This window comes from Rothia sp. P7208, assembly GCF_048512915.1.
GTDB lineage: Bacteria > Actinomycetota > Actinomycetes > Actinomycetales > Micrococcaceae > Rothia.
This window is the reverse complement of record NZ_JBLXXW010000009.1, coordinates 1-21,232: the sequence shown is the minus strand read 5'-3', so window position 1 is coordinate 21,232 and position 21,232 is coordinate 1. Positions and strand designations below refer to the sequence as shown.

Sequence of the window (21,232 nt, the reverse complement as noted above, 5' to 3'; positions counted from 1 at the left end):
AACACCGATTATTCTTATCAGCGTGTTGGTTTAACAAAAGGAAAACTCAAAACGCCTCGAATACTCTGCCCTGCTAACAACATGATTAAACGATCTACTCCAATACCCAAACCGCCAGTCGGCGGTAAACCAACTTCTAAAGCGTAAAGGAAGTCTTCGTCAACTTCCATTGCTTCAACGTCTCCAGCAGCAGCTTTAAGAGATTGTTCATTAAACCGCTGACGCTGTTCTATCGCATCAGCCATCTCTGAATACGCAGTTCCTAACTCCATACCATCAACTACTAAATCCCATCTCTCAGCTAATCCAGGTATCTTTCGGTGAGCACTCGCTAAAGGAGACGTTTCTTGCGGAAAGTCAATATAGAACGTGGGGTATATCGTATACGGTTCTATGAGCTCACTATAGAGCTCCTCAATAATGGCACCAGAGCCCATATCATCTCGCACATAGATACCGTGAGTTCGAGCGTGAGCAAGCAAAACTTCAAAGTCAGTGTCTAAAGAAACAGGCTCCTTAAGCACCTCAGATAGTGCTTCGCACACCGTCTTGACGGGCCATGGTGCAGAGACATCGATAAGCTGTCGTTGTCCGTTCTTCTGTTCTCCTAAAGGTAGAGACTCACTACCAAAAACACTATATGCGACGTTCTTAATAAGAGTCTGAGTAAATGCAAGCATCACCCTGTAATCAGCATATGGTTTATAAGCTTCTAGGACTGTAAATTCTGGATTATGAGTAGCATCTGCACCTTCATTACGGAAGTTACGCCCAATCTCATAGACAGCTCCCATATCTCCTACAACGAGACGTTTGAGATATAGTTCCGGGGCAATACGTAAATATAGGTCTGAGCCATACGCATTGATAAATGTTTTAAATGGTCGTGCATTTGCTCCGCCATGGATGGTATGCAGTATAGGTGTCTCCACTTCAAGAAATCCTGACGCATCTAAGGTTTTACGTAAAGAAGTGATAACCGTGCTACGCATTCTGAGGTATTCACGTTGTTTTGGGTGAACTAGCAAGTCTGTTGAACGGCGATGCAACCGTGCTTCAGCATCGCTAAAGTGTTCAAACGGAATATCGTGTAGAGCTTTTGCACCAAGAATCCAATGATGAACGATGAAGGAGGGCGTTCCGTTACGTGAAAAACCTAAAGTTCCTGTAAGGATGAGAATATCGCCGCGATCTATTGTGGTACGAAATATGCCGAAATCGTTAAGAAATTGTTGTTCGCAAATTGCTTGAGCTTGTTTAAAACCGTCTATGAGCGTTAAGAACACAACAGCTCCGTGCATTCGGATAGCTCGAACTCTCCCGGCGACGGTTATATGGTCTGTGGGTTTCCCTCCATTAGAGGTCAAAAAATCTGCAAGTTGTCCGACAGTATATTGTGCTTTGACGCCTAGAGGGTAGGGGTTTATACCGTATTCCCTAAGCATCTCAAGATGACGAATACGGTCTCTTGTGTGGCCAGTGTATCGATGAGCGACCGAAGTAAGTGTTTCTGCATTATTTTCGATTTCATGAAGTTGATGCAGATGCTCATTATCTAGTGTGGGTAAGTTTCGTTCTTCTTGCACGAGCAATGGTGGTAAGAATCCTTCTGCTACTCCTGAAGATATGCAAACTTGGAAAAGCGTCAACATAGAATCTGCTGCAAGGTAGCGAGGCTCCCATGTAGGCTCAAATTTTTGGTTGAAACGATAGAGTCTTTCAAGCTGCAAGAATCTGTTAAGGATTCCCAAAGTCGATGATGTTAGACGTGTCCAAGGGCTTGCACCAAAATGATCGGCTTCCACAAAAGTTTTTCGAAACATCGCAAAATTCAATGAAACTTTTGTAATTCCAAGTGTTGGCAGGGTTTGCATCATCGTTGCGATCATGAACTCCATCAAACCGTTGGGAGCCTGTGGAGAACGACGCATCACGTCTAGTGAAATTCCATTTTTTCCCCAAGGAACAAAAGATAAGATTCCTACAATATCTCCGCTGGGAGAAGAGGCTGTCATCAGTACGCATTTACCGTCTGAGGGGTCTCCAAGCCGGTTTAATGCCATAGAGAATCCACGTTCTTCTGCACCATGGCGCCACTGATTGACCAACTTTATTACAGATTCCATCTCATCCGCAGGGACGTCTACGTGGCGTCGAATGTTGAGAGTGTACCCGTCGTGAGATAGTTTTCTCGTTGCGTGACGTACTTCTGCTAAAGAGGTGTTGTTAATGCGGAATCGTTCAGCATTAAGTATCGCTTCATCTCCCATATAGGTGATCGCTAATCCTGCCCGAGCGTAGGCTTTCGCCCCGCGTTCACTGGCACTGATGACTCCAGGCGTCCAGCCGTAGGTTCTGGCGTGTTTCATCCAGTTTCTGATAGCACTGTCCCATGAGCTAGGTGCTCCGATGGGGTCTCCCGAAGCTAACGTTACGGAGTGGATAAGACGGTACGTAATAACAGCTCGGCGATCATCAGAAAAAATCATGGATTTTTCACGTCGAGTTGCGAAATATGCGAGGGAGTCTTTATCACCACATTCCCAAATGAGCGCTCGAAGTTCTAGTTCATTATCGGGAGTCCAGCTTTTTCTATCAGCAGGTGTTCTAAGTGCTACAGCGATAGTGACAATAAGGGTTGTTGCATAGCAGAGGTCAATCAGCGCTTTAAAAAAGTGGATTAGTCGATGAGACCCATCAGGGGTGCCCAGGGGGGAAATATTTACCACAGAAAATCCATATTCAAGAGTGTTTTTCCAGAGCGTTCCAGAGCCCATTCTTTCTTGGATATAGCCCATGGAGAATGCAATACACCATGTCATAAAAGTGCCGATTATCAAAGATACTGCGGCTTGTTTCCACCGCGAGCGCAGAGTGTGTGCAGGAAATGCGCTTTTACATGAGTACAGGAGAATTAGCGCGCATAAAGCAAACATGAGGGAGAGTCCGTTGGCAACAGAGCTATAAACGTCAAAGAGATGTTTGAATTCTTGGCTATTTCCTATGACTTGCAATACACCAGGGATACTGACGAGAATGCCAGCGTATTGGAAGAATACTACGGCGTATAGACCAACTCGACGTCTGCGAATTAAAGCTGTGGTGATGAGGAGTAGGACGACGGCTGACACCAGTGTGTGGTCTACTGGTATGTTCATGGCGCCAAGTAGTATTTCCCACCAGGGGTACCCTACGTGGTTTTTATGGAAGGGCGTTAGGACCCATGAGACGAATGATAATGCGAAACTAATAGTATAGATACCAATGACCCAGCGAGCGGTGCGTTCTGCACGTGAGGTAAGTTTTTCCCACAGCGTTGTGATGTGTTGGGTCTTTGAATTATTCTTCACGTTCGCAGCACTCTTTCTTACACAACCATAATGGTGTCGATTCTTACCGTTGTCGGAGCTCTTTCAATAGCGTACAGCTCTGGCCTTTTGAACTATGGTTATCTAGAGATTTTTCTTAGGCTTTGGGCTTTTTTGAGACTATTTCGCGTTTTGGTGTTACACCGATGAAACATTTTTCCCTTAGTGTATAACCCAGTTAAGTAATATCTACAGCCGTGCCTTATAGACTTTTTGGCTACCCTCATTGGGTTTTCGGATGTTGCCGATGGTTTCATCGTTTTCTATCTTGCTCGGTAACACACTGCGTTTCTGTCGTTCAGAGGCACATAATCATCCAGCTCAGCACATCTTATCCCCGTAAGATAGTGCGGTGCGTTCCTCAGTAAAGGAGCATTTTATGAATGCTTTTATTGATGTCATTAATAACATCAATGATGCTACTGCCTCCGCGGCAGAAGTTATTACATCCATTTCAGATAGTGTCTGGAATGTTTTATTTATTGTCTTAATCGTTGTTGGTCTTGGCATTACTATTGCTACTCGTGCGGTGCAGTGGCGTGCCCTTCCTGAGATGTTCCGTTCCATAGTTGAACCGTCTGGTAAAGAGAGCGATGGGCGTAAGGGTATTTCCTCTTTCCGTGCTTTTACGGTGTCTGCGGCTTCACGTGTAGGTACTGGAAATATTGCTGGTGTTGCGATTGCAATTTCTCTCGGTGGCCCTGGTGCTGTCTTTTGGATGTGGGTTATTGCTGCTATTGGTGCGGCTTCTGCTTTTGCAGAGTCTCTCCTTGGACAGCTATATAAACAGCATGGTCAAGATTCTTATATTGGTGGCCCCGCATACTATATGCAGCGTGGTTTGAACGCGCGCTGGTTGAGCCTCATTTTCGTGGCGTTTATTATCGTCACTTACGCTTTCGTTTTTGTTGCTTTGCAAACGAACTCTATTGTTGATGCGGCAGCGACTTCTTTTGGTTTTGATTCTGCGTCTGATGATTCTCTTGGTTTGCGTGTTGCTATTGGTGTCATCGTTATGGTGCTTGCTGCAAGCATTATTTTTGGTGGTATTCGCGCTATTTCTTCTGTAACTGAATGGCTTGTACCTATTATGGCGGTGCTGTATCTGTTGCTTGGTCTTGCGGTAGTGCTGATGAATCTTACCGAGATTCCTCATATTCTTGGAGAAATCCTTCAGGGTGCTTTTGGTCTTAAAGAATTCACCACTGGTGGTTTGATTGGGGCAATTACTCTGGGTATGCGTCGTGGTTTGCTCTCTAACGAGGCTGGTATGGGTACTGCACCTAACGCCGGTGCGACCGCAACAATTTCTCATCCTGCTAAACAAGGTTTTGTGCAGACTCTCGGTGTTTACTTCGATACGATGTTGGTTTGCTCGGTGACTGCGTTTATTGTTCTACTCTCAAACCCAGAATATGGTAGTGACGCTAAGGGTGCGGCATTGACTCAGTCTGCACTTTCTGAGCAGTTGGGTGGATGGTCTATTAACTTCTTGACCATTGCTATTGCGTTGTTTGCGTTCTCTTCCATCGTTGGTAACTACTACTATGGTGAGTCAAACCTTCGTTTCTTGACCGAGAGCAAGACCCCGATGTTTATTTTCCGTGTTCTTGTCTTGTTCTTCGTATTCTTTGGTGCGATTTCTTCGTTGAAGCTCGTATGGAACTTGGCAGATTTGTTGAATGCTGGCATGGTTGTTGTGAACTTGACGGCTGTATGCTTGCTGATGCCGAAGGTCATGAAGTTGCTTCGTAACTATGAGGTTCAGCGTAAGGCTGGTCTTGAGCCTATTTTTAAGGCCTCAGACATGCCCGAGATTAAGAATCTTGCTGCTTGGGACGGTACTGATGAGGTATGTACTCGTGAGTTCTGGGAACAGGTCGATCGAGAGAAGACTCGCCGTTAAGGTGTAGTTTTCTTCGACGATTGGTAATGTCGTGAGATAAGGCGTCGGTTCTCTTGTGTCGAGGGAGCCGACGTCTTCGTATATGCTATTTGAGTTTTATTCGGTTTATGGAGGTGGGAGTGTTTATGGTGTGGCGAAGTGCTGAGGTTTTGGAGGCCTCGCAGAGAAATACGTCTGATCCGACGGTGTTAAGTTGGGTTATTTTAGGAGGTATCTGTGTAGGTTCTGTTCTTGCGGCGTATTGCCTTTTGACCATTCATAGAAACCCTTATTTTTCTCGTGGTCAGAAGCTTGGGTGGCTTTTTGTGGCGTTAGCTTTTCCTGTTTTTGGTCCGATTTCTTGGATGGTTCGAGCCCATCATGAGAAGAAGTATCAGGAATCTCGTAGTTCTTAGCCGCGTTGTATGATGCGTTTAATAAAAGAGGTGCTTCCCTATTCATAGGTGAATAGGGAAGCACCTCTGTTGGTGCGCAAGGGGGGACTTGAACCCCCACGCCCTTGCGGGCACAGGCACCTGAAGCCTGCGCGTCTGCCAATTCCGCCACTTGCGCTAGAGTCGTTTTAATGACGACAACGAGAAATTATTATACACCTATAAACGGTGTTCTTTGCAAAAAATATCATGTCTTCAGTCACCCGATGGTACATACTTATTCGTAATCATGACATGATGTTTTCATGAAAAAAACCTCAAACAGATACTTCCTTAGAGATACGTTGGGGCAATGAAGAGCTCATTATTCGCCAATGATATGAGACGCTATCCATTTTGAATGACATTTTAATCGGTGTTATTTTCCTCATTGGTTCTTTTCTTTTTTCTCACCTAAGACGGTTACTGCTGGAACGTGGCTTTTTGTTGTTGGTTCAATGTTGATGTTGATTCGTCTTTCTATCCGCATTACTCGCCATATTCATCTTCGGAAGCTTCGGACGAAATATCATTCAGCTTCAGGGCAAAAGATTGATCAGTCCTTTAACTTCTAAAAAACTTCCTAGGGAGAGAAAACCCTAATTCCTACAGGTTTCTCTCAATCATCTATTAGACTGGCATTGTAGTGTGTTTACGTATAAGGAACGTAGATTATCACTCTTGAAAGTCATTATTAGGTGTTTTTACTGTTATCTGCGGTCAAGGACATATAAATTCTCAAGGAGGCAAGCATGGGTTTTATCAACAAACTTGAGCAAGGCCTAGAGAAAGCTGTTCGTGGAACGTTTAGTGGCGGGAATAGCCGTTTTGAGCCTGCCGACTTGGCTAATCGGATTCGTACGGAGATGGATGACCGTTCATATTCCATAGAATCTGGGCACACTTTAGCGCCTAATGTCTTTACGTTATATTTTGCTACTGAAGATTTTCCGCGCGTTAAAAGTTGGGGTACTCCGTTAGCTGAAGAGTTATGTGATGTTGCAATTCGGCAAGCACGTGCTCAGGGGTATTCTTTGCGTGGGGCGGTACGCGTGACTTTTATTCGTGAGGATTCTCTTCATGCTGGAGATTTTAAGATTTCTTCTGCTCAAGAGAAAATTTCAACCGGAGAGGTTCCTTCTCAACAATCTCGCCCGTCAGTTCCTCGTCCTCATCACCAAGATATATATCGTCAAAATAGTGCTGGAACATCTCAGGGTTCGTATAGCGCTCACGAACATTCTCCATCGTGGGATCATCAGTTATCGGACGAAGCTGTCGAAAAAACTCAGGTAGTTTTGAATATTAATGGTCAGAACTATTCTATTGACTCTTTCCCCGTAGTTCTTGGTCGCGGGGCTCAAGCTGATATTACGGTCGAGGATGCTGGGGTCTCTCGATATCATCTAGAAATTATGGAACAAGACGGAACGTATCTTGCCGTTGATTTAGGATCCACTAATGGTAGCTATCTCAATGGCCAAAAACTTCGAGGTCGTAGAGAACTTACTCATGGCTCAATCCTTAAGATGGGTCGTGCACGAATTATTTTCCGTCTTATGGTTCCAAGGAGTGCACGTTAATGGCTTCAGAACTTACACTTTTTATCCTTCGTTATGCGTTTTTAGTAATTTTGTGGTTGTTCATTTATGGTGTTGTTGCTGCCTTGCGTAAAGACTTAGCAATCGGGAAAAATTACCGGATAGAACAACGGGAATATATTTCTGAGGGGTCAGCCCCGATAACAGGCCCACAATCAGCTACTCCAGCTAAGCCTAAGCCACCTGCGCGCGCTCAGCAGCTTCTTATTACGGACGGCGCGTATGCAGGTCAGGTTTTCCGCCTATCCGATACGCCTCTAGTAATTGGTCGGGGTGCTCATGCTGACGTGCAGATTGAAGATGATTATGCTTCGGGTCAACACGCACGACTGTTTCCACAGGGGTCTCGTTGGTTCATTGAGGATCTTTCATCGACAAATGGCACTTTTGTTAATGGTCAGCGTTTGACGAGGGCTACCTTGTTGGAGACAGGCATGCAATTTCGTGTCGGCCATACAAATATGCAGTTGAAGGCATAAAACCTATGGGAATTGCATTTCGTTTTGCGGCACGGTCTGATGTTGGTCGTGTGCGCTCTAAGAATGATGACTCAGGATACGCCGGACATTATCTAGCCGTTGTCGCCGACGGTATGGGTGGGCATGTCGGCGGTGACGTAGCTTCCGCAACAACAGTTCTTGACCTCACCCCCTTAGATCACAATAATTATGAGGGCTCTGCGGGAGTGTACTTAGCGGATGAAATTCAAACCGCTAATATCATCATGAATGAACTCGTTGATTTAAACCCAAGCCTTTCTGGTATGGGAACAACGTGCACAGCTCTTTTAGTTGACGGTGAAAAAATTGAGCTTGCACATATCGGAGATTCGCGAGCTTATCGTCTACGAAATAATGTTTTTGAACAGATCACAACAGATCACACCTTTGTACAACGTCTTTTAGAAGAGGGGCGTATCACCCCTGAACAGGCTCTGACTCATCCTCATAAGAACGTTATTATGCGTGTCCTCGGTGATGTCGACGCCTCCCCTGAGCTAGAACTATTGACCCTAGACGCAGAATGTGGTGAGAAATGGGTTCTAAGTTCAGATGGTCTTGACGCTGTTGTCAGCGTTGAGGAAATTGAAGAGTTGATGCGCTCCACGGAGGACCTCAAGCATATTGTGGATTCTCTTGTGGATTTAACCTTAGACCGTGGTGCACCAGATAACGTAACGGTGGTTGCTCTTTCTGTCATCGAAGAAGATTCCCTTTCTTCTACTGTTACCTCACCTCAACCGATTATTCCTTTACGCCAGTATTCTGACGAAGGCGAGTTTCTTGGTGTTGTTAAAAATCCTCATACGCTGGATGAAGATGCTCCTATCGAGTCAGTATCATCAGACCAAGAAGAAGCCAAACAGGATCATTCTTCACATCGTGCTCCGTGGCGCCGTCGCCTTCCGGTAGAGACAAAGATTCGTAACGCCCTGACCCATGGTAAGTGGCGTGGAGAATCTTTCTCCGACGGTGTTTTTAATATGATGACTGAGACCTCTGGGGTAGATGAACGTCCAGAAAATATTGAGGATTCATCTGCAGCAGTGCTTCGTGAAGAATTGGCGGAGCGCCCACATCAGCTAGTCGGTGCAGCAGCAAATGCAACTAACACCGGAATGATTCCTACCGTCACGAAGCGTACGGTAGCACAGCGGGCAACTTTAGTTACTACGCCTACGATGCTGGTGCCGGTAGAAGAAGTTGAATTACCTCAAGAATTTCAGGCAGCTATTACCACGCCAGAGCCTTCAGTGCGTTCTCGGTGGGGTGTTCGAATTTTCACTGCTTTATTAGTTGCGGGGACTCTTTTTGCTAGTGTTTTGACTTTCGTGTCTTGGGTATCGAACCAATATTATGTCGGCATCAATAACGAGAAAGTTGCCGTTTTTAATGGGGTTCCACAGTCTTTAGGTGCCATTCATTTTTATAAGGTTGTTGAAGAAACTTCTCTTGAGGTTGCAGAGCTTCCGGAGTATTCGCAATCTTTAGTTCGTAGCACTATTTCTGCTCATGATTTATCCGACGCTACACGAATTGTCTCAGATTTACGGCAGCAGGTTGATTCTGCTCAGGAGAAGAAAGACCAACAGAAGCCTTCAGCATCTGCTACTCCTGTTCCAGAGCTGACCAGTGTTTCACCTTCACCAAGTGCGTCCGAGGAGGCTACCCGTGGCTAAGTTGTTTAAGCCTTCAGACAGGCCTCGTTCTCGTCGTTTCACAGAACTATGTTTGACGGTTATTGCTATAGCGTTCTGCCCTATCAGCATGTGGCTTATAGACCCTGAGAATATTATGCTCAATCATGATAATACTTGGGTTCTTGCAACAGCTGTCCTTGGTGGTGGTGCGTTGCTCATTCATGGTGTTCTTTACATGCGAGCGCGGTATGCTGATCCGTTGATTTTACCTATTGTGGTGCTGTTGAACGGTCTTGGTCTGGCGATGATTTATCGTATTGATTTGACGACCCCTGCTAATGCTGGGGCAACGCAGATTATGTGGACAGCGTTAGGGATGGTTGTTGCGGCAGTAACGCTTTTGATGTTGAAAGATCATCGTGTTCTTCGTCGAGTAACTTATGTTTCTTTGCTGGTTTCGTTAGTGTTGTTGCTGTTGCCTCTAGTTCCGTTTTTGGGTGTTGAGATTTATGGTGCTCGCATTTGGATTTCAGTTGCGGGTCGTACATTCCAGCCTGGTGAGCTGGCAAAGATTACTCTGGCGATATTTTTTGCCGGGTATCTTTCAACTCATCGTGATTTGATTTTGGTTGCTGGTCGCAAGCTAGGTCCGCTTCGTTTTCCTCGTTTTAGAGATTTAGCCCCCATGTTTATTGCGTGGCTGGCGAGTATCGGCGTTCTTATTTTCCAGCGGGATCTAGGTTCAGCTATCTTGTTCTTCGGCTTGTTCGTCTCGATGTTGTATCTTGCAACGGGGCGTTCTACATGGGTCTTCCTTGGTCTGGGTTTTGTCGCTTTAGGTGGCGTCTTGGCGTACCAGTTTATCGGACATGTGAATGCTCGTATCTATGGGTGGATGCATGCATTTGATCCGGATATTTATAACCGTGCTTATGGCGGTTCAGGCCAGATTATTCAGGGGATTTTTGGTTTAGGCGCCGGAGGTCTTTTTGGTCGTGGCTGGGGTAAGGGACGCCCTGATTTGGTGGCGTTCTCTAATTCGGACATGATTGTCACCTCTTTGGGTGAAGAACTTGGGCTGGTTGGGTTATCAGCGATTTTATTGTTGTATTTTTTGTTGGTTACTCGTGGTTTCCGTGCTGCTTTAGGAACTCGTGACGCTTTTGGTAAGTTGCTCAGTGGCGGCTTGTCTGCTGCCATTGTGATTCAGCTTTTTGTGGTCGTTGGCGGTGTGACTCGTTTGATTCCTCTCACTGGTTTGACGACACCTTTCCTATCTGCCGGTGGGTCTTCTCTTCTGGCAAACTGGATTATTATTGCGCTTTTACTTTCAGTTTCACATTCTGCACGTGCCCCACATGTTGTTGATTCTTCAGCAGGCGTTGATGGGATATTAGATGCTGGTTCTCAAGAGAGCGGTGTGACTCGTTTTATTTCTAAAATGACAATGCGTGACCGGTTAGGAGGTTCACCCCGTGGATAAGGCCATTCGTAAGGCGTGGATTGCTTCTGGTTGCATTTTTGTTCTTTTGTTTTGTTCCCTGACATATATCCAGTTTTTTGACGCTAAGGCTTTAGCTGATAATCCGTGGAATTCTCGGACGTTATATGAGAATTATGGTTCTCAGCGTGGTTCTATTGTGGTTGACGGTAAGGAGATTGCTTCTTCAATTCCTTCTCATAATGGTTATGAGTACCAACGTGTTTATTCGGACCCGTATGTTTATGCTCCGTTGACCGGTTATTTCTCGTCTATTTATGGTTCAACTGGTTTAGAGAATGCTATGAATGATGAGTTGTCAGGAAATTCTGACAGCCAGTTCTATGATCGTCTTGCGCATCTTTTTACGGGTGGTTCTGCTCAGGGTGCGACGGTTGAGTTGACTATTGATTCTCAGTTGCAGACTTTGGCGTATCAGCTTTTAGAGGGACATAAAGGCGCTATTGTGGCGTTGAATCCGAAGACGGGTGAGGTTCTTGCGATGGCAACGAGCCCGTCTTATGATCCTAATCTTTTGTCTTCTGCTCAGAATGAGTCGGTGTTGGCTCAGTATCAGAAGCTCAATAATGATAAGAGTGCACCTCTGTATAACCGTGCTATTGCGGGTAAGACGTATGCTCCTGGTTCAACGTTTAAAATTATTGATGCGGTGGCTGCTTTAGAGTCGGGAAAATATTCTGCTAAGAGTGTTATTCCTAATCCTCAAGAGTATGTTCTTCCTGGGACGAATACGGCATTACCTAATTATGTCAATGGTCATTGTTCATCTTCTCAAGAGGCGACTATAGAATGGGCTTTAGCTCAATCGTGTAATACGCCTTTTGCTCAGATTGCGATAGATTTGGGGCAGGATACTATTGCTCGTACGGCTAAGAACTTTGGGTATCAGGATGATTCGTTGAGGATTCCTTTACCTGTTTCGGAGTCGGTCTTTCCGTCAGATTTGTCGGATAGTACTTTGGCGTTATCGGCTATTGGCCAGTATGACGTGAGAACGACGCCTTTGCAGGTGGCGATGATGTCTGCGGCTATTGCTAATAATGGTGTTCAGATGAAGCCGAATCTGATTCGCTCTGTAAAGTCTCATAATTTGAGTTCTCTTTATGAATTTTCGGCGAAGGAGTTGCGTACTTCTACGTCGCCAAAGATTTCGCAACAAATTCGTGATTGGATGGTTAACGACGTGGATAACGGCATTGCCTCTGGTGCTGCAGTTAGTGGCGTGAAGGTAGCGGGCAAGACGGGTACTGCGGAGACTGGTGTAAATGGTCAGAATAATTCGTGGTTTACTGGTTTTGCACCAGCAGATGATCCGCAGGTTGCTCTTGCAGTCATGTATGAAGATGTCAGTACCATTGAGGGCGCTCAGCTTACTGCCCCCGCAGCTAAAAAACTCTTTGAGGCGGTGTTGAATAAGTGAGACCTTCAACTGAGACGTCGTTAGGTGGCCGTTATAACCTGACCGAACGTATTGCTATTGGCGGTATGGGTGAGGTGTGGAAGGCTCGCGATAAGGTACTTGGTCGTATTGTTGCGGTCAAAATCCTTAAAGAGGAGTACACTGGCGATCCTGGTTTTTTGGAACGTTTTCGTGCGGAAGCTCGCCATACTGCTTTATTAAATCATCCTGGTGTGGCAAATGTTTTTGATTATGGTGAAGAAGAAGGCTCTGCCTTTTTGGTGATGGAGCTTGTTCCTGGGGATCCGTTATCGAACATTATCGAGAAGGAACGTACCTTAGATTCAGATCGTATTTTGAGCATTATTGCTCAGACTGCGCGTGCTCTTGCTGTTGCTCATGATCAGGGTCTTGTTCATCGAGATGTGAAACCTGGAAATTTGATTATTGCTCCTGGCGATCGTGTTAAGGTGACAGATTTTGGTATTGCTCGTCTTGCTGATCAGGTTCCGTTAACGGCTACTGGTCAGGTGATGGGCACTGCTCAGTATCTTGCTCCTGAGCAAGCTACTGGTCAGCAGGCAACTCCGTCTTCTGACATGTATTCTTTAGGCATTATTGGTTATGAGTGTTTAGCTGGGAAACGTCCTTTTACTGGGGAGTCTCAGATTGCTATTGCTTTAGCTCAGGTGAATGATCCGCCTCCTCCGTTGCCATCATCTGTTCCGGCGCCAGCGGCCGCGTTGATTATGTGTTTGTTGTCGAAGGATCCTGCTCAGCGTCCCAAAAATGCGACAGCTTTAGCTTCTGCTATTGATGCTATCCGCCGTAAGGATATTAAAGCTGCGATTAAGAGTGTGCCGACATTAGCTAATTTCTTGTCGCCTGATGGTACTTCTACGACCGAGGTAATTACTACGCCTACTGCTGTTACTCCTCAACGTCCTCGTTTTGGTTCTGGTCAACGTCATGTTCCGCAGTCTACGACGGCTCCAATACCGGCTGTCGCTGAGTCTACGTATCGTTCTTATCCGGCAAGACCGGAGAAGAAGTCACCGTGGGTTTGGGTGTCTTTGGTGTTGGCAGCTATTGTGGTTGCTTTGGTAGTTTGGTTTGTTGTTCTTGAGGGTTCTCAGAGAACACCTGGTTCTTCTGAGGATGTTCCTGTTCCAACGGCATCTGGTACGGTTTCAACGGTTGAGGCTTCTCCTGAGGTGAAGGCTCCTGCTGATGATTCTCCGGCAACTATTGAGGTGGTCTCCTCCGCTTTTGAGGGGCAGAAACTTGAGGTAGTTGTTAATGATCTTGTCGCACAGGGGTTATCTACAAAAACGGCGGGAAGAACTTCTGATCAACCAGCAGATACGGTATTGTCGGTATCACCTGAGGGTCCGTTAAGTCCAGGTTCTACGGTGACGGTGACATACTCGACTGGTCCTCGTTCTGTGACGCTTCCCTCTAATTTAGAGGGAATGAATACCGACACAGCTATTAGTGAAATTACTAAACTTGGTGTTAATGTGAAAGTTCATCAGGAGGAGTCTCATAGCGCGGAGCCAAACACGATACTCCGAACTAACCCTTCTTCTGGGACTAAAGTTGAAGTTGGTAGTAGCGTAGATATTTACGTTGCGACTTCACCGAAGTCAACAGCTTCGCCAACGGCTACAGATTCTCCTAGTGCTGGTTCTCAAGAACAGCCTGAAGATTCTCAGCCTTCAACTAATCCATCTACTACTCCAACTGCTTCGAATAACGGGTGAATTGAATGGAATTTCAGCTTCCTGAAATGATTGATAAACGTTACCGGATTCAAGATGTTCTTGGTTCCGGTGCGATGGCTACCGTGTATTCTGCCGAAGATACGCGGTTAGGGCGTCAGGTTGCACTTAAAGTGGTGCATCCAGAGCTTGCCGCGGATCCACTTTTCTGCGCACGTTTTCAACGTGAAGCAGAATCTGCTGCTGTTTTGAACCATCCTGCTATCGTGGCAGTCTATGACACCGGAACAATTACAGTAGATGGTGAAGATGGTACTCCTCTACATCAGATTCCGTATCTTGTGATGGAATTAGTTTCAGGAAAGTCCCTTGCAACATTGTTGGAAGAGCGTGGCGAATTTCCAGTTGATGAGGCAGTTTCTTACGGTGCGCAGATTCTTGAGGCTCTTCAGTATGCTCAGGATCGGGGCATTGCCCATCGTAGTATACGTCCAACCAATATTATGGTGTTACCTTGCACTGAAGAAGACCGTTCAAAGAACCAATTTGGTCAGGTGAAGGTTTTAGATTTTGGTTTAGCTCGAGCGTTAGAGAATGTGGGAAGTTCCTCCGAAGACTCTGATCAGGCAGACCATTTTAATGCGTATATTGCCCCAGAGCAGGTTCGCGGTGAGACCGTAGATTCTCGTAGTGATATCTATTCTGTAGCCTGCGTCATTTATCAGATGTTATGTGGTCGCACTCCATTTATTGCTCAGTCAGCAAAGGATTTAGCGCGTCAACAACTTAGTGAGACCCCTGCTGACCCGAGTTCTTATGCTTCGGTAAAGTTTGCTCCGGCTTTAGATGGTGTTCTGCTTAAGGCTTTGAGTAAGTCTCGTTCGGATCGTTTTCAGTCTGCAGATGAGTTCCGTTCGGCGTTGAAAAATGTTGTTCAGGGTGTTCCTTCTGCAACTTTTGAGGATGTTGAGACTGGTTCTACAACTGCGCTGAGTGCAGCAGCTGCGACAGGTGTTGCTGGTGGTTCTGCCGCGTATTCTTCGTTGAATACGAGTGCTCATGCTCAGCCTTCTTCCGATGAGGCAGCTGGTTTAGGTGGCTGGTTCGATAATGCTCAGGCTGAATATACTGATGAAGAGCTTTATGATTATGAGCGAAATGAAGCTTTAGCAAAGAAACGTCGTCGTCGTCAGGCATGGACTCGTGTCATTACGGGCATGATTATTGTTGCTTTGGCTCTTTTCTCGGTGACAACGGTGTTGTATTACCAGAATGAGTTGAAGAAGGTTCCTGTTCATCCGGTTCCTGCTGTTCAGGGTCTGTCAAAGAATGATGCTGAAACGGCAGTCCGTAATCTTAATCTGACGGTTAAGTGGGATGAAGAGTTCTCTGATGCGGTGGCTAAGAACGATGTTATTAAGAGTACGCCGGTGACAGGTACTGAGGTTGAGGAAGGCAGCGAGGTTCTTCTGACGCTCTCTAAGGGTCCTTCTCAGTTGGCGATACCGGATAATGTCGAGGGCCAGTCTGAGGCTTATGTTCGTTCTGCTTTGCAGGATGCTGGGTTTGTTCCTGGACGTACGTCTACGGTCAATAGTGCAACGATTCCTGCTGGCATGGTTGTGTCGTTGTCGAAGGAGCCAGGAAGTAAGGTTGCGGCTGGTTCTACCATTGACATTGTTCTTTCAGACGGTAAAGTGACAGTTCCTGAGTTGATTGGGCTAAGCCGTGATCAGGCGATTGCTGCATTGAGCGCTCCTGATGTTTTGTTGAGTACGAATATTGAGACGGTTCAGACCAATGCTGCTCCAGCAGGTACGGTTCTTTCTCAGAGTTCAGCTGCTGGTACGACTATTGGTCAGGGAAGCACTGTGACTATTCGTGTTGCTGCTGCTCCTCCTGCTCCGACGGTTGCTCCTCAGCCTGAGCGTCGTCCGGCCCCTCCTGCGCCAGAGAATCCACGTCCTCCTCAGCCTTCGCGTTCTACGGCGCCTTCTGCTCCTGCGTCAGGCGATACTGAGGGCAATAATCAGCGCCGTCCGGCACCGGAGCGTTCTTCACAGGCCCCTGCGCCTTCTGCTCCTGCCGCTGATGAGAAGTCAGATAGCTAGGTGCTACTAGCAGATATGTTGTAGCTGGTATATCTTTAGTAAAAAATGCTGGTGTAGAACTCGCTATGAGTTTTACACCAGCATTTTTTATGGGTTTATGAGTTGATGTGAGGGCTAAGTTTTTGTGCTTTTTCTTGGGCGCCGCTGAGTCCGACTTCTTCTAGCCATGTTCCAAGCATGCTATATCCGCCTTCTGTTAGCACTGATTCTGGGTGGAATTGAACTCCGTGGATGGGGCATGTTTTATGTTGTAGTGCCATGATGCTGCCGTTTTCGCTGGTTGCGGTGGCTTCAAGTTCTTCGGGCATTGTTGTTGGGTCTACAGCTAGTGAGTGGTAGCGCGTTACTCGTAGTGGGCTAGGTAATCCGTTGAATACGGATTGTTCGTTGTGTGTGATGTGAGATATTTTCCCATGCATAATTTCTGGTGCATGGTGGACTACGGCCCCGAACGCTTCTGCAATGGCTTGATGTCCTAGGCATACGCCGAGAAGCGGTTTGTGGTGTTGTGCCGCCCACTGTATCAGCTCGATAATACAGCCAGCTTCATGGGGCGCTCCTGGGCCGGGGGAGATCATGATGCCATCATGTTCTTGGGCTTGGGCGATGACGGTTTCTAAGGATGCTTCATCGTTACGGATGACGGTGACATGAGCACCTAGTTGTTCTAGGTAGCCAACTAGGGTGAAGACGAAGCTGTCGTAGTTGTCGATAACAAGGATTTTGGTCATAGTTCCTTCTTTGGATGGAGGCTAGTGGTCTACGGTCACGTCACGGTATAGGGGGCTATACTCTGCGATAGCTGGGAATACGTATTCCATGAGGCTCCAAATGATGAGGAGCACTAGTGCTATGGCGATGATGATACGTACCCAGAGCGGCCCGGGTAGGTGTCTAAAGATCCATGCGTACATATTTTCTTATACCTTTGGTTTTTTTGCGGTGTTTATTGCGCTATTTGAAGTTCTTGGGGTGCTCCGGCAGAGAGTGGTTGCCAGTGTTCGTAGCGTGCGTGAACGATATATCGTTGGGTGTCTCCGAAGCGGGGGTGACAAGTTGTGAGTGTCATGATGCGTTCAGTGGGTTGTTCGTTGGGGTGTTGAGGATTCGGTGCAATAACGTAGATGTCTTCGGGGTATACGATTGATGTTTCGTAGATGGTGTAGGTGTAGTAGCCGTTGATGGTTTGTACATATATTCTGTCGCCGATACGGAGCTGGTCGATGTAATCGAGCACTGCTCCATTGGTTTGGCGATGTCCGGCAAGAGCGAAGTTTCCAATTTCTCCGGGCATTGCGGTATTTTCGTAGTGTCCTAGTCCGAGAGTGTCGAGGACGTCTGTTCCGGTGCCTTCTGCGATGGGACGCTGGTAGTGTGCACCGAATCGTGGAATGTAGACGATGCCGTAGGCTTTTCCGTATTCTGGTTCGTGTCCTACAGGTGGGTTATGGGAGTCTGCATTGTTGTGTGTTGGCTGTTCTGAGGTTTTTTCTTCTTCGGGCGTTATGTTCTCATGTTTTTCTGGTGTTGTTGGGGTTTCTGTAGGGTGCGGTGTTAGTGGTTCATGAGGTTGTGTTTCTGGGGGTTGTGACGTTGTATTCGGGTCTTGTTGTGGTGTGGTTGTATCGGGTGTTGTTGGTTGTTGTGGTGATGTTTTCTCAGATTCTGCAGCTTGTTTAAATTCTTCGGCGAGGGTGTGCACTGCTTGTGATTGTGTTTGTGAAGCAGAGATGTTGGTCCACCAAAGTTGCCATCCGACGAAGAGGAGCAAGATGAGCCCTAGGGTGATGAGTATTTCTCCGATAATTTGTATGACCATGCGCCCTTTTGTATGAGGGGATGTATTTTTTTCTGGTCTGGTGGAGGTGTTTTTCATAGATTTTCTGTTGTACGGGTTCGTCGGTTTTCTTGAGGGTGTTTTTAGGTGTCTGCTATGTTTGTTAGGGTCTGAGCAGATAAAATTCTAAGCGATGAATCTGTTGATTTATTAGGTATATGTTCAACCGTACCTGATATGGCATATGGGTAAATAAGTATTTGGAGGAAAGATGGCAGAAGATAAGAAAGTAATGACGGATAGTGATTTGCATGAGGAGGAGACTTTCCGTCGGATAGCTAAAGAAATGGTTACTGATGATTTCGCTTCTCCTACTCCTCTGTGGTATCAGGTTATTATGTTTGGTCTTGTTGTTCTCGGTATTTTATGGATTATGGTTTTCTATATTAGTGAGACAACTCTGCCAATTCCGGGTCTTTCAATGTGGAATGTTGCTATTGGTGTTGGTTTGATGATGGCTGGTCTTTTGATGATGACTCGTTGGCGTTAGTGGATGTTATGTCTGAGAAAGATACGGGGTCTTTATCTGATAAACCCGAGGTGACGAATCCGTCGAATTTGGCGCCGGTGAATCCTCATGAGCCTCGCCAGAAGAGGGAGGATATTCGTGCTGCCATTTTTGAGACGAAGTTGCGTCGTTTAGCTTTAGCTGGTTTTATTTTTGCCGCTGTCGTGTATTTTGTATGGCAGGGAATACGATAATATATTCTCAAAACAGAATATACACTTGTCAAAACTATTATTATAGATTTTTCAAGTGTTATTTTTGGGTTCTAAATATTTTTGGGCAGCCTCATAAATACGCTCAGTAACACGGTCGAGAATACGTGAAGATATTTTCCAGCGTTGCCAATAAAGAGGAAATTCTAGGGGTTTCTCCCCCGCTAGAGATATTATTGTGCCAGATTCAAGACCTTGACGGCACTGAGATTCTGGAACAAGCCCCCAGCCAATACCGTCTTCTACTGCTCGAGCATAGTCAGGGGATGAGGGAATATAAATACTCGGTGATTCTCCTCCGTTATCTTCAACATTGTGGGCTTTGAGAATCAGATGACGAGAAGACCGCTGTCCGTGATCTTTTCTATCAAACTCAATAACGGGTGCGGTGTTGAGTTCTTCTGCTGTTATATGGTGTGGCCAACTTTTAAAATGTTCATCGACAAATTCTTGTGAGGCAACACACCAGTACCGCGCTTGGCCAAGTTCTTCAACCTCACAACCATTAATGGGTTCTGGATGAGACGTAATTGCCGCCATGACTTCCCCAGAACGGAGAAGAGCTGAGGAATGCTGTTCTCCTTCTCTTCTGAGATCGCAAAAGATTTTATCGCATCGGGATAGTTCCCCTACAGCAGAGAGCAACCAGGTAGCCAAAGAATCAGAGTTTACAGCAATGGTTATGCTACCTTGTCCGGAACGCTCACCGAGTTCTTGTTCTAATTCTGCGTTGAGGTACTCATTTTGTCGGGCAACTCTGAGAACTACTTCACCGGAATCTGTTGGACGTACAGGATTGGTACGTTGTAAAAGGATACGACCGGCACTCGTTTCCATTGTTTTAATGCGTTGAGAGATCGCCGAAGCACTAACACCTAAAATTTCTGCTGCAGCTTCAAAGGTACCTTCATCAACGACTAAAGTAAAAGTACGCAATTGTTCATTAGTAAAACGAGTCATCGGCGAATCCTATCTGCATACTTGAGTTTATTCAGTCTCTACTACGCTAGAAAAAGACAAAATTGTATACTCTAGAATAGCAACTATGAGCTTATCTTCTTCAGAACATCATGAGGCATCACGTTGGTTTAGGGCGAATGGCCTTCCTTTAGTTATTCTTCCACAGGAGCGCCTTAAAGAAATGTTCGTGAGAATTACTCCTTTAGGGTTATGGCTATCAGTCACCTTATTCATTGTGACGATTTCTGTGGCTATTTTGGCTCATCTAGACGATAAAATTTTTGTTCAAGAAGATACCAGTGATGATATCCAACTAGAAATTATCAAAGGCATTGGAGCTTTCGTTCTCTTATTTGGTGGACCGCTAGTAGCATTTGTTATCCCGTGGCTAGTTCTTCGTTTTAAAAGAAAAATACCGCAAACACTTTTTGTTATTACCGGATCTACGAGCATTCTCTCCATCATGTATCTTTTATCCCCCAGCCTAAGCTATCGAATGGGTATTGGGGAGCCTCTCTTCTTTAGCTCTTCCATTGAGGTTATTCTTTGCGTGGTAGCTATACTATTAGCACTTTTTCTAGGGTTAGATTCAATTTTATGGTGGGCGTTTAAAGAAACTCTTGTACAGCTTGGATCGGCAATGATTATGATTGCAAAGGTTTTGCCGATGTTGATGGTTGCAGTCTTGTTTTTCTTTGTTAACGCAGAAATATGGAAAGTAGCAGACACTCTCAGTTATACAAAAACCTTTGGTGTATCAGCCGTAATGTTTACTCTTGCACTTTTTATTATCACAACAACTGTTATTGAACGTTCTAAAGAGGTTCTAGGAGATCATCAAGGCAAGGAAATCCGCTTTAATGCAGAAGATTATCAGAGAGTATCAGCTGACTCTAGGATCTTTTGGAACACAGTTACAGAACGTATAGAAGGTTCTGTTTCTGCTAAACCTTTAGGACTAAGTGAACGTATTAATTTTATTCTTGTCCCAGCTACGGTTCAGTGCATCCAAACTTTCATGTTTTCTATCTTTGTTTTTCTCTTTTTCATATGGTTTGGCAGTTTTGCTATCCCAACAGAAGCTGCTGCATCGTGGGTCAACCATGTTCCAGAGAACTTTTTATTGTTTGGAGTAGAACTTCCTATAAGCTCTGTTCTGGTGAAAGTATCCATTGTACTTGGAGCGTTTTCGGGACTTAGCTTTGCTGCTTCAACAAGCACCGACGAACGTTATATGCATGATTTTCTTGAACAGGTATTTATTCGCCTACGTCAACAAGTGCTTATTCGTAATATTTATCGAAGTGCGTATACAGCTTCGTAATTTTATCTATTGATTTTTAGGGGCAAGGATAGCTCTTAGAAGTATCACAAGGAATCATCCCTCAATACAGTCAATAAGCATGTAGGCGGAAATATCTCCACTGAGAACGCGAGTATACATTCCCATAAAAATAACTTCTAAGAAGGTTATTAAAATAAAAGAGCACCCCTCTGCGGAGGGGTGCTCTTTTATTACCTAGGTCTCTATCATCTCAATGATGAGAAACGTCGT

At 45.6% G+C, this 21,232-nt stretch carries 17 protein-coding genes, 1 tRNA gene and 1 pseudogene; 13 read left to right on the top strand and 6 right to left on the bottom strand.

Going from position 1 to position 21,232, the window contains the following annotated elements; translation table 11 throughout:
• Positions 1-17: 17 nt before the first annotated feature.
• Entirely contained in the window at positions 18-3,350 is a 3,333-nt protein-coding gene (gene lysX, locus ACN084_RS07730; RefSeq protein WP_419106469.1) for a bifunctional lysylphosphatidylglycerol synthetase/lysine--tRNA ligase LysX, read from the bottom strand.
• A gap of 397 nt (positions 3,351-3,747) precedes the next feature.
• Here lysX and ACN084_RS07725 point away from each other — a divergent pair, with 397 nt between their 5' ends.
• Both ACN084_RS07725 and ACN084_RS07720 read left to right on the top strand, forming a co-directional pair.
• Positions 3,748-5,274 (top strand): alanine/glycine:cation symporter family protein, encoded by a 1,527-nt coding sequence (locus ACN084_RS07725; protein WP_419102247.1) that lies wholly within the window; start codon positions 3,748-3,750, stop codon positions 5,272-5,274.
• 125 nt (positions 5,275-5,399) lie between these two features.
• Positions 5,400-5,669, top strand: coding sequence for a PLDc N-terminal domain-containing protein (locus ACN084_RS07720; RefSeq protein ID WP_419106468.1), 270 nt, complete (start codon positions 5,400-5,402; stop codon positions 5,667-5,669).
• A gap of 70 nt (positions 5,670-5,739) precedes the next feature.
• On the opposite strand, the gene ACN084_RS07715 is transcribed toward ACN084_RS07720, so the two are convergent.
• A tRNA-Leu gene (locus ACN084_RS07715) sits at positions 5,740-5,826 on the bottom strand.
• Positions 5,827-6,038: 212 nt separating this feature from the next.
• On the opposite strand from ACN084_RS07715, the pseudogene ACN084_RS07710 reads away from it, so the two are divergent.
• The 8 genes and pseudogenes from ACN084_RS07710 to pknB form a co-directional block, all read left to right on the top strand.
• A pseudogene (locus ACN084_RS07710) lies at positions 6,039-6,262 on the top strand (YrhK family protein); the annotation flags it as partial.
• A 177-nt stretch (positions 6,263-6,439) separates the two neighbouring features.
• Positions 6,440-7,270 carry an FhaA domain-containing protein gene (locus ACN084_RS07705; RefSeq protein ID WP_419106467.1) on the top strand — a complete coding sequence of 277 codons (831 nt, stop codon included), beginning with the start codon at positions 6,440-6,442 and terminating at the stop codon, positions 7,268-7,270.
• Positions 7,270-7,767 carry an FHA domain-containing protein FhaB/FipA gene (locus tag ACN084_RS07700; protein ID WP_419102244.1) on the top strand — a complete coding sequence of 166 codons (498 nt, stop codon included), beginning with the start codon at positions 7,270-7,272 and terminating at the stop codon, positions 7,765-7,767. Before ACN084_RS07705 ends, ACN084_RS07700 begins: the two co-directional genes overlap by 1 nt.
• A gap of 5 nt (positions 7,768-7,772) precedes the next feature.
• The gene (locus ACN084_RS07695) at positions 7,773-9,467 is read left to right on the top strand and encodes a PP2C family protein-serine/threonine phosphatase (protein WP_419106466.1); all 1,695 of its coding nucleotides are present in this window, start codon (positions 7,773-7,775) and stop codon (positions 9,465-9,467) included.
• Entirely contained in the window at positions 9,460-10,911 is a 1,452-nt protein-coding gene (locus ACN084_RS07690) for an FtsW/RodA/SpoVE family cell cycle protein (RefSeq protein WP_419106465.1), read from the top strand. Before ACN084_RS07695 ends, ACN084_RS07690 begins: the two co-directional genes overlap by 8 nt.
• Complete coding sequence (locus tag ACN084_RS07685; RefSeq protein ID WP_419106464.1) at positions 10,904-12,349, top strand: peptidoglycan D,D-transpeptidase FtsI family protein; 1,446 nt, start codon at positions 10,904-10,906, stop codon at positions 12,347-12,349. The genes ACN084_RS07690 and ACN084_RS07685 overlap by 8 nt, the downstream gene beginning before the upstream one ends.
• A complete protein-coding gene (locus tag ACN084_RS07680; protein ID WP_419102240.1) occupies positions 12,346-14,091 on the top strand; it encodes a protein kinase domain-containing protein in 1,746 nt (581 codons plus the stop codon). The genes ACN084_RS07685 and ACN084_RS07680 overlap by 4 nt, the downstream gene beginning before the upstream one ends.
• Positions 14,092-14,096: 5 nt before the next feature.
• On the top strand, positions 14,097-16,160 hold the full coding sequence (pknB, locus tag ACN084_RS07675; protein WP_419106463.1) for a Stk1 family PASTA domain-containing Ser/Thr kinase: 2,064 nt from the start codon (positions 14,097-14,099) through the stop codon (positions 16,158-16,160).
• A gap of 95 nt (positions 16,161-16,255) precedes the next feature.
• Here pknB and ACN084_RS07670 read toward each other — a convergent pair whose 3' ends face one another.
• Genes ACN084_RS07670 through ACN084_RS07660 form a run of 3 tightly spaced genes read right to left on the bottom strand, consistent with a single transcriptional unit; the run spans position 16,256 to position 17,979 of the window.
• Positions 16,256-16,891 (bottom strand): anthranilate synthase component II, encoded by a 636-nt coding sequence (locus ACN084_RS07670; RefSeq protein WP_419106462.1) that lies wholly within the window; start codon positions 16,889-16,891, stop codon positions 16,256-16,258.
• Between the two features lie 21 nt (positions 16,892-16,912).
• Positions 16,913-17,074 (bottom strand): hypothetical protein, encoded by a 162-nt coding sequence (locus ACN084_RS07665; protein ID WP_419102237.1) that lies wholly within the window; start codon positions 17,072-17,074, stop codon positions 16,913-16,915.
• Positions 17,075-17,106: 32 nt separating this feature from the next.
• On the bottom strand, positions 17,107-17,979 hold the full coding sequence (locus ACN084_RS07660) for a class E sortase (protein WP_419106461.1): 873 nt from the start codon (positions 17,977-17,979) through the stop codon (positions 17,107-17,109).
• Between the two features lie 229 nt (positions 17,980-18,208).
• Between ACN084_RS07660 and ACN084_RS07655 the strand changes: the two genes are divergently transcribed.
• Both ACN084_RS07655 and ACN084_RS07650 read left to right on the top strand, forming a co-directional pair.
• Positions 18,209-18,487, top strand: a complete 279-nt coding sequence (locus tag ACN084_RS07655) for a cell division protein CrgA (RefSeq protein WP_419102235.1) — start codon at positions 18,209-18,211, stop codon at positions 18,485-18,487.
• Between the two features lie 8 nt (positions 18,488-18,495).
• On the top strand, positions 18,496-18,699 hold the full coding sequence (locus ACN084_RS07650; protein WP_419102234.1) for a long-chain fatty acid--CoA ligase: 204 nt from the start codon (positions 18,496-18,498) through the stop codon (positions 18,697-18,699).
• A gap of 51 nt (positions 18,700-18,750) precedes the next feature.
• On the opposite strand, the gene ACN084_RS07645 is transcribed toward ACN084_RS07650, so the two are convergent.
• Positions 18,751-19,677, bottom strand: coding sequence for a LysR family transcriptional regulator ArgP (locus ACN084_RS07645; protein ID WP_419106460.1), 927 nt, complete (start codon positions 19,675-19,677; stop codon positions 18,751-18,753).
• Positions 19,678-19,864: 187 nt separating this feature from the next.
• Here ACN084_RS07645 and ACN084_RS07640 point away from each other — a divergent pair, with 187 nt between their 5' ends.
• Positions 19,865-21,001 carry a hypothetical protein gene (locus ACN084_RS07640; RefSeq protein ID WP_419106459.1) on the top strand — a complete coding sequence of 379 codons (1,137 nt, stop codon included), beginning with the start codon at positions 19,865-19,867 and terminating at the stop codon, positions 20,999-21,001.
• The last annotated feature ends 231 nt before the right edge of the window (positions 21,002-21,232 follow it).